A 12,659-nucleotide genomic window follows, 5' to 3' on the forward strand; every position below is an offset into this window, starting at 1 on the left:
CGCCCATGAAGCAGGACAAAGGGAAATGGTGGCAACTCTTTCTTTCTTTTTGCAGGGTCAGCCCCGTCACTTTTGGAGGGGGCTTTGCTGTGTTGCCGTTGATAGAAAAGGAAGTGTTGCACAAACGCCGCTGGATGGATGAGCAGGAATTTGGGGAAGTGACGGCCATTGCCCAATCGATTCCCGGCGCTGTTGCCGTGAATGTGGCCATGATCATAGGATATCGTCTGGCCGGAATGGTTGGTGTGTTATGGGCAACGGCTGGAATTGTGTTTCCTGCATTTGTGATCGTGCTTGCCATGTGTCTCGGGTTTTACCGCATTCACACATGGGGATGGGTGAATGGAGCGTTGGAAGGGATTCGGGCCGCTGTCGTCGCCTTGATCCTGTATGCGGCGATTCGCATGGGGAAATCGGCGCTTTCGGACAAGTGGACTTGGATCATCATGGGAGGAGCCGTCGGTGGGTTGTTCTTTTGGCATGTGCCCCCTTTGGTGGTGATGATGTCCGGCGCGTTAGGTGGCATGATCTTCGTTAGCGTAAAACATGTGCTGGCCATCATGCGGCGCAACCGATAAACATCATGACGGGAGGGCAGAAAAGATGCTCATCGACTTATTTGTCACTTTTTTTAAGATCGGCTTGTTTTCGTTTGGCGGGGGTTATGCCATGATTCCAGTGATTGAGCACGAGGTTCGAATCCATGGCTGGATGAGTGCGCAAGATTTCTCAGAAGTGATTGCGTTGGCAGGGATGGCACCTGGTTCGCTGGCGATGAACAGCGCGGTGTTTGTCGGTTACCAGGCGGGAGGAGTGCTTGGTGCGATGGTTGCCTTGCTGGGCATGGTGTTGCCTTCGTTGCTTTTGGTGGTGCTGATTACGGCGGTGATCTTTCGTTTGCACAAGCATCCCTTGTACAAATCGGCGCTGTACGGGTTGAAGCCCATGATTATCGGGTTGATCGTTTATGCTGCGATTCGTTTTGCCGACGGCAATCTCATCGTGAGCGAGTGGAACGCGCATACGATCAGCTTGCTTCTGATCTTTCTTTGCGCGCTCTTTGCCTTGGTGCGGTACAAAATCCATCCCATTATGGTGTTGGCCATGTCTGGGATGGTGGGTGTGGTTTTGTATCAATGACTCTTCACTTGAAAAACCAGGTGAGGAGTTTTTTTCATTTTTATGATGTTAGCAAATTCATTTTATTATAAAATAATGAATGGGCATTCAATTATGAGAAAAAGGAGCGTGTCGGAATGAAAGGAAAAACAGCGATTGTCACAGGCGGAAGCAATGGGATGGGAAAAGCGATCGCCACCCGTCTGTGCCAAGAGGGAGCAAACGTCGTGATTACCGCGCGCAATGAAGAACGGTTAGAAGCGGCGCGCAAAGAGATGGAAACGTTTTCGGGGCAGGTGTTGGCGGTTCCAATGGATGTTCGCCACTTAGACCAAGTCGAGGCGACTGTGCAAAAAGCGAATGAAGTCTTTGGCCATGTTGATTACTTGGTCAACAATGCGGCTGGCAACTTTATCGTGCCAGCGGAGAAATTGTCCCCCAATGGTTGGCGCTCAGTCATTGATATCGTGTTGAACGGGACATGGTATTTTAGCCAAACGGTGGCAAAAGGGTGGATCGCGGAAGGGCGCCCAGGTTCCATCGTCAACATCGTGGCAACCTATGCTTGGACCGGGGCGGCCGGGGTTGTTCACTCCGCGTCCGCCAAAGCGGGGGTGTTGGCGATGAGCCAGACGTTGGCGGTGGAATGGGGAAGCAAAGGAATTCGTGTCAATTGTATTGCGCCCGGACCGATTGAGAACACCGGTGGGGTCGAAAAATTGATCGCCGACGAACGCGCCCACCAGGCCGTCATGCACTCCGTACCGTTGAAACGCTTTGGGAAGCCGGAAGAGATTGCCGCACTGGTCAAATTTCTGTTATCTGACGAGGCCCAATATATCAATGGGGACTGTATCACAATGGATGGTGGCTTGTGGATGAACAGCAGTCGCTTTTTATAGAATGTGACTCATCTCTTCCAGTTTGGGGAGCGGCCAAATGCCGAGGAAAATTCAGCTAGGTTTATCATCGCGGAAAACAGGTTATGCCTATAGCAGCATAACCTGTTTTTTTTCGACGGAAGCATTTGTCATGGTTGGTTTTGAAATGATAAAAATGATATTTAAATCATAAAGGAGTTGTTGCCAACACACTCATCCATAAATAATTCGGGATTGATTTTTCTTGTCTTTTTATCGTATATTGCTTGTTATCGGATCAGTGGTTGAGAGAGAGGTCGAAACAGACATGAGTGAACCATTTCGCATCAAAAAGATCCTCAATAACAATGTCGTCATTGCGGTACATCCGGAATGGCATGAGGTTGTCTTGATCGGAAAAGGGATCGGGTTCAAGAAAAAGGTGGGGGAACTGATCCAGGAAGAAACGGTGGAAAAGTGCTTTGTTCTGAAAGACAAAAAAGAACAAGAACAATACAAACAGCTATTGTCGCAAGTGGATGAGCAGTTGGTTGATGTGATGAATGATGTGGTTCTTCATATTCAAAAGCGTTTTCAAACACCGCTGAATGAACACATTCATACGGCTCTGATGGATCATATCGGCTTTGCGATCAAACGATTGGAACAAGGCATTGAATTCGCCAATCCGTTTCTGATTGAAACGCGAGCGTTGTATGAGCGGGAGTATGAAGTGGCGGAAGAGATTGTCGATATGATCGAGATCAAGTTGGGGGTTCGCTTGCCTGAATCGGAAGTGGGATTTATCGCGATGCATATCCATAGCGCGCTAACCCGGAGGCACTTGGCGGAGATTCATCAGTATTCACGATTGATTATCAGATTGATCCATATGGTGGAAACGGCCTTGAAGAGGAAAGTGGATCGCAAGAGCATATCTTATCTGCGCTTAGTCACCCACTTGCGTTTTGCCATTGAACGCACCGTGGAGGAGGAAGAAATTTCCGAGCCGGAAGGGTTTACAGACCTCTTGCGCACTCAATATCCCGTATGTTATGATATCGCTTGGAAGCTAGCCAAGGTGATGGAACGGGAGTTAAAGAAACCGGTTCCTTTGGCTGAAGTGAGTTACTTAACTTTGCATTTGCAACGAATTGCCAGTAATTGAATAAGTTTAGCTCTTGTTTTCACGTGTTACTGACCCGATCAGGCATGAGTGAAAAAAGGCGTGATGATTTGACTTGTTCAAGGGAGTTTTTCCCTTTTGCAAGCGCTCGCATCTGTCTTTTTTTGCTCATGCCTTTTTATTTTGCGATGGGGTTGGGCAAAACAAGTGATAACAGGAGAGTGAACGTCTTTATTCCACTCATAATCGTTCTTTGACAACTATTTTAGGAGGAGACGACCAAGATGTTTAAAAAACTCTTCGGGATCCTACAGCGAATAGGGAAATCGTTGATGTTGCCGGTGGCGATTTTGCCGGCGGCCGGTTTGCTGCTTGCGTTCGGGAATAAGTTGCATATCGGGATTTTGGAAAGCGCAGGGAATATCGTCTTTGCGAACTTGGCCTTGATCTTTGCCATCGGGGTAGCGATCGGTCTCGCCAATGGTGAAGGGACAGCTGGTTTGGCGGCGGTTGTTGGCTATCTCATCATGAACACCACACTGGGTGAAATGGCCAAGCTCTATGGCGTGAAAACAGTGGAAGTCCTTGGGATTCCCACCTTGCAGATGGGGGTCTTCGGCGGGGTCTTCATCGGGGTTGTGGCGGCCCTCTTGTACAATCGCTTCCATGCGATTGAACTGCCCTCGTATTTGGGATTCTTTGGCGGCAAGCGTTTCGTGCCGATCATTACCGCTGCGTCGGCGTTCTTGCTGGGCTTGCTGTTCTTCTTTGTCTGGCCGCCGATTCAAACGCAAATCGATAAGTTGTCCCATATCGTGACGACGCAAAATACGGCAGTGGCGGCTTTTATCTTCGGGGTCATCGAGCGTGGCTTGATTCCATTTGGCTTGCACCATATCTTCTATTCGCCGTTCTGGTATGAATTCGGTACTTGGACCAACGCGGCGGGCGAAGTTTTCAAAGGGGACCAAACGCGTTTCTTCGCGGGGGACCCAACGGCGGGAACGTTTATGTCCGGTAAATTCCCATTCATGATCTTCGGTTTGCCGGCGGCGGCCCTGGCGATTTATCAAGAAGCGCGTCCGGAGAAGAAAAAACTGGTCGCCGGGATTATGCTATCTGCGGCACTGACCTCGTTCTTGACGGGTATTACCGAACCGATTGAGTTTTCCTTCCTGTTTGTGGCACCAGTCTTGTATGCGGTTCACTGTGTGTTTGCCGGATTGTCCTTCATGTTGATGGACATTCTCGGCGTGAAAGCGGGATTGACCTTCTCCGGTGGGATTATCGACTTGATCATGTTCTGGGATGTCGATACGAAACCTTTACTTATCATTCCGGTCGGTCTGGCGTTTGCGGTCGTTTATTACTTCGGTTTCCGGTTTGCGATTCGCAAATGGAACCTCAAGACACCGGGCCGGGAAGATGAAGAAGAAAATGACAACATCACGGCGGCGGATACGGGCGACCTGGCGGCAAACGTGTTGGAAGCGCTGGGCGGCAAAGAAAACTTGTCCAACTTGGATGCTTGCATCACCCGTCTGCGCATCTCCGTCAATGATGTGAAGAAAGTGGACAAAGATCGTCTGAAAAAGTTGGGGGCATCTGGCGTCTTGGAAATGGGCAACCATTTGCAAGTGATCTTCGGACCGAAGTCGGATATCATCAAAGAGCAGATGAAGCAAATCATGATGGGCAAAAAGCCAACCGCGGCGCCTAAAGCGGCGGAACCGGCCAGAGAAGTGAAAGCGGACGCTAAGCAAGGTGAATTTGCGGCTCCGCTGACAGGGAAGCTGTTGCCGCTCAGTGAAGTGCCTGACCAAGTGTTCTCCCAAAAAATGATGGGGGATGGGTTTGCGATTGAGCCGACAGAAGGAACAGTCGTTTCCCCAGTGGATGGTGAAATCGTCAACTTGTTCCCAACCAAACATGCGATCGGCATCCGCGCCAACGATGGTCGGGAAGTGTTGATCCATGTGGGCATTGACACCGTCAATCTGGAAGGCAAAGGGTTTGAATCCTTCATCGCTGAAGGGGACAAAGTGAAGAAAGGCCAAAAGTTGTTGGAAGTAGATTTGGCTTATATCAAAGAACATGCTTCTTCCACAATTACGCCAATCATCTTTACCAACTTGCCAGAAGGGGCGAGTGTGAAATTGAATCAAACGGAAACCAAACGTGGAGAAGAGAACATTCTCACGATTGAATAAGGGTAAGTGTGCGATTTTAAAGCGGCCAGTAAGACGACTGGCCGTTTTTTTTCGCTTAAATATTAAGGAATAATCAGTTAATATTAAATTGACATGATTTAATTAGAAATGTTTTTGCTCCCGTCTCGACAGATCCGTCATTTACCCTCAAGGAGGAGATCTTATGAAAACAATGGCAAGTGGGTGGCTATGTCTGACCTTGGCTATACTCTTGGTATGCCAGACAGGTTTCATACGTGCGGACGACTCCTATACTCCCGAAGCGGCGCTCTGGCAAATGACGCTGGAAGAAAAAGTGGGCCAGATGATCATGGCGGGCTTTTATGGGGAGAAGCCGACTGAAGAAGCGCGTAGGTTGATACAGGACGGACACGTGGGCTCCATGATTCTGTTTGCGTATACCGGCAATGTCAAGACGCCATTGCAAACGGCCCAGTTGACTAACGGATTGCAAAAGCTGGCCAAGGAGACGCGACTCGGATTGCCCCTTTTGATCGCAACCGATCAAGAGGGGGGAGTGGTCGCCCGCTTGACGACAGGAGCGACCGAATTGCCGGGGAATATGGCTTTGGGGGCAACCCGCAACCGGGAGTTGGCCCGCCAAGCCGCTGAAATTACGGCGAAAGAGTTAAAGGCGATCGGGATCCAAATGAATCTGGCCCCCGATTTGGATGTGAATGTCAACCCGGCCAATCCGGTGATCGGTGTTCGTTCTTACGGGGAGAAGCCGACCCTGGTGGCCCGGTTTGGGGCGGAGCAAATCAAGGGACTCCAAGAAAACGGTGTCATTGCGACCGTGAAGCATTTCCCGGGGCATGGCGACACCAATGTCGATTCCCATCTTGGGCTTCCGGTGATCCATAAGAGCAAACAGGAGCTGGAGCAAGTGGAATTGGTGCCGTTTAAAAAGGCGATCGCCACCGGCACAGATGCCATTATGACCGCCCATATCCATGTTCCCGCGCTTGATCCGACCCCCAATCTGCCAGCTACGTTGTCCAAGCCCATCATCACAGGGCTATTGCGCGAAGAGCTGGGATATAACGGATTGATCATCACTGACAGCATGACGATGGCGGGAGTGGCCAATTATTTTGGTGGCGTGTCCCAAACGGCTGTCAAAGCGGTGGAAGCGGGAGCCGATATCATTCTGTTGACGCCTGAGCTGACGACGGAAGAACAGCTTGACGTTCACCAGACGATTGTCCAAGCTGTACGGCAAGGCAAGATCAGCGAAGACCGGATTAACCAATCAGTTCTCCGCATCCTGCGGGCAAAGATGAAATACGAATTGTTTACCGAACGTATCGTTCCATTGAAACAAGTGAGCAAAAAGGTGGGCATCGAGAAACATCAATCAAGGGCGCTCGAGATGGCAAGGCAAGCCATCACCTTGGTCAAAAATGATGCGGGCATCTTACCGCTCCACTTGGATGTGGGTCAAAAGTTGGGGATCATCAGCCAGTATTCGCTTTTGGATCAAGTTCAACCATATCATTCAAATGTGGAAGAGATGCATATCAAACAGGTAAATCCCAGCGATGAGACGATAAACCAAGCGCTTGCGCTGGCGCAAGACAAAGATGTGTTGTTGGTGGGAACATATAGCGCCAACCTGTATCCCCAGCAAGTGAAGTTGGTGCGGGCATTGCAAAAGCTAAATAAACCCCTCATTGTGATCGGCTTCCGCAACCCTTATGACATCAAGGAGTTTCCAGAGGTGGATGCTTATCTGAACGCCTACGGCTTTCGCAAGGGTTCTTTGCAATCGGCCGTGGAAACGATATTTGGGGCCAATCAACCGCAAGGAAAACTGCCTGTCACCATCCCGGGGCTGTATGAGTATGGGCATGGATTGTCCTATGGGACCCAATAGCACGGCAAGCTGGCTACAGTCCATCACGGCTGTGGCCTTTCTCTTGGCATGGTATAGTAGAATAGATGGAAGGTGACTTGAAAGGAGAACGCAGTGGAATGAGGGTACTGGTAACAGGAGGAAGCGGCTTTTTGGGGCGCAATCTCGTGCACCGGCTGGTGGAAATGGGGCTGGATGTGACCGTATTGCACCGACGCACCTCTACATTGGCGGGTTTGCCCGAAGGGATTTCCTTATTGGAAGGAGATATCATCCAACCGGAAACGATCCAAGGGGCATGTGAAGGGATGGATTGGGTCTTTCATGTGGCGGGAGAGGTAGCGTGGGGTAAATGGCACAGACAACGGATGTACCGGATTAATGTGGACGGTGCCAGAAACATAGCCACCGAAGCGTTGAAAAGTGGCGTCAAGCGGTTTATCCACACCAGCTCGGCTGCGGCGGTGGGATTGCCGGAACGGGATGAAATCGATGAATCCTTTGCGTTTAACGGCAGAGAACTGCAGGTGGAATACGCGATCGCCAAACGGGCGGGGGAAGATGCGGTATTGGCGCTGGTGGAGCAAGGCTTGCCGGCAGTGGTGGTGAATCCGACCGTGATCATAGGGATTCGGGCTGAGCCGGGTGGTTTTGTGCATGCAGTATTGCAAGGAAAGCTGTCTGTTGCCCCGTCAGGTGGGGTAAACGTGTGCAATGTGACGGATGTGGTGTGTGGACACCTGTTGGCGGCGGAAAAAGGCCGGATCGGCGAACGATACATATTGGGAGGAACCAATTTGCCCCTGTTATCCTTCCTCCAACAACTAGCCGACCAAGGGCAAACCGGATTAACCATTCGCCAAGCGCCGCGAAACTTAATGAAAGCGGTGGCCATGCTGGGTGAGCTGGCGTCCGTGGCCACTGGAAAAGATCCAGCTTTTGCTTGGGATTTGGCAAAGCTGACCGGGCGCAACATTTATTATTCTTCCAGCAAGGCGGAGCGGGAATTGGGCTATACGATCACTCCATTAACAGAGACAATCGAGGAGATCGTCGCTTGGGAGAAACAAAAAATGTTGTGATCGTTTGAATCGCATTCATTCTAGGTAGGGTATTTCGTTGTGTTAGAATATAGATGGGATGTTAGAGTAAAGGTGTGAAAGGTTATGGATGTATGGCGGTTTATCCCATATGAAGCATATACGCCCGCGCAAAACATGGCGATAGATGAAGCGATCTTGCAGTTGCACCGGGAAGGGAACGTACCACCAACCATTCGGTTCTACGGTTGGACGCAACCGACCTTGTCCATCGGGTATTTTCAAAAAGCCAAGAAAGAGATCGACTTTGTGAAATTGCGAGAAAAAGGATTTGGATTCGTCAGGCGCATGACGGGAGGGCGAGCGGTGCTACATGATCAAGAGCTGACTTACAGCGTGATCGCGAGGGAGGACCACCCTCTGATGCCAGCGACAGTGAGTGAATCCTACCGTGTCATCAGTCAAGGGTTATTGGCTGGCTTCCGGCGCTTGGGTCTGGAAGCTTACCTCGCTCCACCCAAGACGGAAGGGCGTTCCGGTGTGGCTTCTTCGGCCTGTTTTGATTCCCCTTCCGACTATGAATTGGTGGTTGGCGGGAGAAAAGTGGCCGGAAGCGCGCAAACGAGGCAGCGGGGTGTGATCCTGCAACATGGTTCCATTCTGCTCGATTTGGATGCGGATGCTTTGTTTGATGTGCTGATCTTTCCGTCAGAGCGCGTAAGGCATAGACTGAAACAGTCCTTTGTGGAAAAAGCGGTCGCCATCCGTCAGCTGGCGGAGCGTGAGATCGATCTTGAGGAATGTAAGCGAGCGTTTTATGAAGGATTTGGGGAAGGAATGGGGATTCAGCTCAAGCCGGGCGCATTGACCGAGGAAGAGTGGGAGCGGGCCCAGCAGCTGATCGAAACGCGATATGCCCACGATGAATGGAATTACCTCAGATGAGAGCCAGTAGAGCCATGCTTTGCTGGACTTTTTTAAAACCGCAGACCAGTACGCGCTGTTTTCTTTGCAAGGTTGAATTTGCATTTCCATTGTCTTTACACATAATTCGGTCCATAAATTTTCGAGGAATTTTTAGTTTGTTTATAGAAATTATTTATATAAAACAAGCGAGGAGGTTGGGATGTGAATAGCGCTTCAGGATTGACGTAAATGGACTGGTCCGTTGGAGAGATTCCCCCTCCCGACAGAAGGAAATTTCATGCAAGGGGGTGATTTATTTCTGTACGCGTAACAAAATTGCCCGAATGTACACGGAAATGTCAAAGACTTTTGCCAAATCCCATTGGTTTTATGTTGTTGAATAATTTTCTTCTTGATTTTTCGGTTGCTTATGATAGCATAGAGGTGCTAGCAGATATATGCTATTATTTTCTAATTCATTCTAACTTTCATCAAATCTCATTATCATAAAGGTTAGGGGAAACTAGATTGAAACAGGAAACAAATATGAAGCGTCGATATTATGAAAGATTTCAAGTGGAAGATGTGATCAACTTTTTTTCTGGTCAACTTCTACAAGCGAAATCTGCGGATGGTGCCCAAGTTTTCCTACAAAGCATCAAGATTACACGCCGCCCTCTTCCTAACGGTTATGAAGAAGCATTTCGTCGGCTGCAGCACCCATATTTAGCGCCGATCCTTGACATCATTGAGGAAGAAAACGAGCTGTTGTTGGTTCACCCTCCGTTTGCTGGAGACCCCTTGCCTTTAGTCGTAAATAAAGAACGGGCAATGGACCCAGAAGTGGCTGTACGCATTGTGGGCAAGTGTTTTAAAACGTTACGGGATTTGGAGCGTTTACCCCTACCTCTCAGCGCGACGTTAGATCCTAAGAATATTTTGTTGAACGGACATAAACCCCTTATTTTATTCTATTTTATGAAGGATCCCAAAACACCGCGCTACGATGAGAAATGGCGTGAACTCCTCTTTTATCTCTTAACCGGTCAAACACCAGTAGGCGGAATAAAACAGTGTGAAACGGTCTTGGAACGGAAAAAGATTCCGAGTCGAATCGCCAAATTGGCCCTCATGAGCTTGGATCGCAAACAACCTTATGTGGATGTATTGCAGGCGGTTGAGGGTTACATTGATTCCAAGGGAGACATTCAAGGCAGCGGCTTGAGCCGTAAAAACGCGGCGTCGAAAAAGACGAAACGGAAAGGAGTTGTCACCACGGTTACCATTGCTGCTGCTGCATTGGTATTGGTGACTCTTGCTGTTTCTCAGTGGCAGCCGGAAGATAGTTACACGGGAATTTTTGAAAATCCGGATAATGCGGTTGGCCAACAAGGCGGGGAACAGATTGATACGGGTGGTTCCCTCGTGCAGTCGATTCATTTCTCCAATGACAAAACCCAATTCGCGCTTCCTTACACCTTGACGGGTGACTCCAATTTGCGCGGGGAGTTTGAACTAGCCAAGTTAAACGGGTTTTACGGTTACTTGGAATCTTCCGACGGCAAAGCACAATACGGGATTTATATTAATAAACAAGGTTCGATCGAGCTATATCATACCCTTGGCTCCAAAATGACCAAAGTGGGCGTTTCCGGTGATGGCTATAAGATCAAGCCGGGGAAAAAATACACATTTGAAATTTTGTACTATCCCAACGAACCGATCCGTATGGCATTTTCTGAAGAAGGACAACCTGAAAAATGGGTTGCGACAGGGATCACTCCGGTTTCAGGTGAGTTGAAATTGCGATTCAGCGGAAAAGAAGGCGCCGTGTTGTACTATCCCGAACCGAACCCGGTGACCGATAAGCAAATGGTGGAACGTGTCTGGATGAACCAACAACCTTGGCATATCGATTTTGGGCAAGCGGTGTTGACGCTGGATGAACAGCAACGTTCGCGGCTGAAGGTATTCCCGGCTTCTCAGATTCGTTTGGGTGCCAATGATACGTCTAAATTCTCATTTATTCCCGCGACGCAAGATGATGTGTTCCAAATCGACATTCAAACCATCAACAGCGTTCGCTACCGGCTGGTGTTGGAAGGCAAAGAGAAGAAGGTCAGCTTGTTCAAGTTGGAAGAGAAAATCGAGAAGGTCGCCGAGAAACCATTGGATTGGAAATCGGTTGACGATGTGCCTTATGCGGTTACGATCAAGCCATCCTTCACCACGTTAACCATTGATCTGTCGCGAGGGACCAATAAAACGACATTGGAGCATACGGACCAGTCCCCCGTGCTGCTCAAAGATGTAACCTTGCAGAATCGCAATGGGTTCCAGTTGGTTGAAGAGAAAGAAAATATCCAGGAAGAATTGCAGTAAAAAGACCGTGACTTAAATGGCACGGTCTTTTTCCATGCTTACAAAAAAGGCTGCTGTGATCCAGCAGCCAACAGTGTGAAGGGAGACAATGATGATGAAGGGTTAATCGCTTAAACATGGAGTGAAGTTGAACCATATCAAGACCATGTGAAAGATCCCTCTACATCGGCGTCTACAAACGACTAATTATATGTTCGCCAATGTTGTTGTTTTCCCTTCCATTATTTTCAATAAATTTCAAGAAGGAGTGTCCGAGAGGGTGGTGCGTTTGATCTCATTGACGAACGCTTCCTGGAGCTGTTTGGTTATCGGACCTGGCACGCCTTGATTCACCGGTTTGTTGTCGATTTCGACGATGGGGCAAATTTCCATCGTGGTGCTGCTCAAAAAGACTTCATCCGCTTGGTCCAGCTCTTCCTTGGAGAAAGCTGTCTCACTAAACGGAATTTCGCATTCGTCTGCCAATTTGAGAACCACTTGGCGGGTGATCCCGTTTAAGATCAGATGATTGGTCGGATGGGTATAAAGGGTGCCGTCTTTGATGATAAAGATATTGGTGGAGCTTCCTTCCGTAACGACACCGTCGCGAATGAGAATCGCTTCTTTGGCTCCATGGTCGATGGCCGTCTGTTTAGCCAATACGGCACCAAGCAAGTTTAAGCTTTTGATGTCACAGCGCAACCAGCGGATATCGTCCGTGGTGATGGCCCGGATGCCATGGTTCAATTCAGCCAACGGGCGCTTCGCATGTTGCACGTAGGCGATGGTCAGCGGGCGGGCTTGGTCTGGAAAACCGTGATAGCGAGGCGCGGTGCCACGGCTTACTTGAATATAAATATTCCCTTCTTCAAGCTGGTTCCGCCGGATAAGTTCATGCAACAACTGTTTCAATTCGGCGATGGGATAAGGGAGTTCCAGACGGATTTCTCTGGCACTCCGCTCCAAACGCGCCAAATGCTCATCCATATAGAAAGAACGCCCGTGGTATACCCGAATCATTTCATACACGCCGTCACCAAATTGGTAAGCGCGGTCTTCAACGTCGATGTGGGCTTCTTCACGGGATATTAAACGGTTGTCATATAAAATCATATCGCTTCATCCTCTCTTTATGTATCTTTATTCTAGTTTGCCGGAAGGGTCTGAAAAGTACAAGCCTTG

Annotated in this window: 10 protein-coding genes; 9 read left to right on the top strand and 1 reads right to left on the bottom strand. The window is 49.2% G+C overall.

Features of this window, described 5'->3' with window-relative positions; all coding sequences use genetic code 11:
- The first annotated feature begins 5 nt into the window (after positions 1 to 5).
- From ACFQNG_RS07130 to ACFQNG_RS07170, 9 genes are all read left to right on the top strand, one after another.
- On the top strand, positions 6 to 578 hold the full coding sequence (locus ACFQNG_RS07130) for a chromate transporter (RefSeq protein ID WP_379864206.1): 573 nt from the start codon (positions 6 to 8) through the stop codon (positions 576 to 578).
- A gap of 25 nt (positions 579 to 603) precedes the next feature.
- A complete protein-coding gene (locus tag ACFQNG_RS07135; RefSeq protein ID WP_379864207.1) occupies positions 604 to 1,140 on the top strand; it encodes a chromate transporter in 537 nt (178 codons plus the stop codon).
- A 116-nt stretch (positions 1,141 to 1,256) separates the two neighbouring features.
- Positions 1,257 to 2,021 carry a 2,4-dienoyl-CoA reductase gene (gene fadH, locus ACFQNG_RS07140; RefSeq protein WP_379864208.1) on the top strand — a complete coding sequence of 255 codons (765 nt, stop codon included), beginning with the start codon at positions 1,257 to 1,259 and terminating at the stop codon, positions 2,019 to 2,021.
- Between the two features lie 286 nt (positions 2,022 to 2,307).
- Entirely contained in the window at positions 2,308 to 3,147 is an 840-nt protein-coding gene (glcT, locus tag ACFQNG_RS07145; RefSeq protein WP_379864209.1) for a glucose PTS transporter transcription antiterminator GlcT, read from the top strand.
- A gap of 242 nt (positions 3,148 to 3,389) precedes the next feature.
- A complete protein-coding gene (gene ptsG / locus ACFQNG_RS07150) occupies positions 3,390 to 5,315 on the top strand; it encodes a glucose-specific PTS transporter subunit IIBC (RefSeq protein ID WP_379864210.1) in 1,926 nt (641 codons plus the stop codon).
- Between the two features lie 163 nt (positions 5,316 to 5,478).
- A complete protein-coding gene (nagZ, locus tag ACFQNG_RS07155; RefSeq protein WP_379864211.1) occupies positions 5,479 to 7,191 on the top strand; it encodes a beta-N-acetylhexosaminidase in 1,713 nt (570 codons plus the stop codon).
- 98 nt (positions 7,192 to 7,289) lie between these two features.
- The gene (locus tag ACFQNG_RS07160) at positions 7,290 to 8,252 is read left to right on the top strand and encodes an NAD-dependent epimerase/dehydratase family protein (RefSeq protein ID WP_379864212.1); all 963 of its coding nucleotides are present in this window, start codon (positions 7,290 to 7,292) and stop codon (positions 8,250 to 8,252) included.
- 84 nt (positions 8,253 to 8,336) lie between these two features.
- Positions 8,337 to 9,155 carry a lipoate--protein ligase family protein gene (locus ACFQNG_RS07165; RefSeq protein ID WP_379864213.1) on the top strand — a complete coding sequence of 273 codons (819 nt, stop codon included), beginning with the start codon at positions 8,337 to 8,339 and terminating at the stop codon, positions 9,153 to 9,155.
- Between the two features lie 489 nt (positions 9,156 to 9,644).
- A complete protein-coding gene (locus ACFQNG_RS07170) occupies positions 9,645 to 11,498 on the top strand; it encodes a hypothetical protein (protein ID WP_379864214.1) in 1,854 nt (617 codons plus the stop codon).
- A gap of 237 nt (positions 11,499 to 11,735) precedes the next feature.
- Here ACFQNG_RS07170 and dat read toward each other — a convergent pair whose 3' ends face one another.
- Complete coding sequence (gene dat, locus ACFQNG_RS07175; protein WP_379864215.1) at positions 11,736 to 12,590, bottom strand: D-amino-acid transaminase; 855 nt, start codon at positions 12,588 to 12,590, stop codon at positions 11,736 to 11,738.
- Positions 12,591 to 12,659 lie beyond the last annotated feature (69 nt).

It is taken from the genome of Laceyella putida, from assembly GCF_042665195.1.
In the GTDB taxonomy this organism is placed as follows: domain Bacteria; phylum Bacillota; class Bacilli; order Thermoactinomycetales; family Thermoactinomycetaceae; genus Laceyella; species Laceyella putida.

Bases quoted from the DNA above. Each gene is read 5' to 3' on its own strand.
- ACFQNG_RS07130 (WP_379864206.1), top strand. From the start codon at position 6: ATGAAGCAGGACAAAGGGAAATGGTGGCAACTCTTTCTTTCTTTTTGC.
- ACFQNG_RS07135 (WP_379864207.1), top strand. From the start codon at position 604: ATGCTCATCGACTTATTTGTCACTTTTTTTAAGATCGGCTTGTTTTCG.
- fadH (WP_379864208.1), top strand. From the start codon at position 1,257: ATGAAAGGAAAAACAGCGATTGTCACAGGCGGAAGCAATGGGATGGGA.
- glcT (WP_379864209.1), top strand. From the start codon at position 2,308: ATGAGTGAACCATTTCGCATCAAAAAGATCCTCAATAACAATGTCGTC.
- ptsG (WP_379864210.1), top strand. From the start codon at position 3,390: ATGTTTAAAAAACTCTTCGGGATCCTACAGCGAATAGGGAAATCGTTG.
- nagZ (WP_379864211.1), top strand. From the start codon at position 5,479: ATGAAAACAATGGCAAGTGGGTGGCTATGTCTGACCTTGGCTATACTC.
- ACFQNG_RS07160 (WP_379864212.1), top strand. From the start codon at position 7,290: ATGAGGGTACTGGTAACAGGAGGAAGCGGCTTTTTGGGGCGCAATCTC.
- ACFQNG_RS07165 (WP_379864213.1), top strand. From the start codon at position 8,337: ATGGATGTATGGCGGTTTATCCCATATGAAGCATATACGCCCGCGCAA.
- dat (WP_379864215.1), bottom strand. From the start codon at position 12,590: ATGATTTTATATGACAACCGTTTAATATCCCGTGAAGAAGCCCACATC.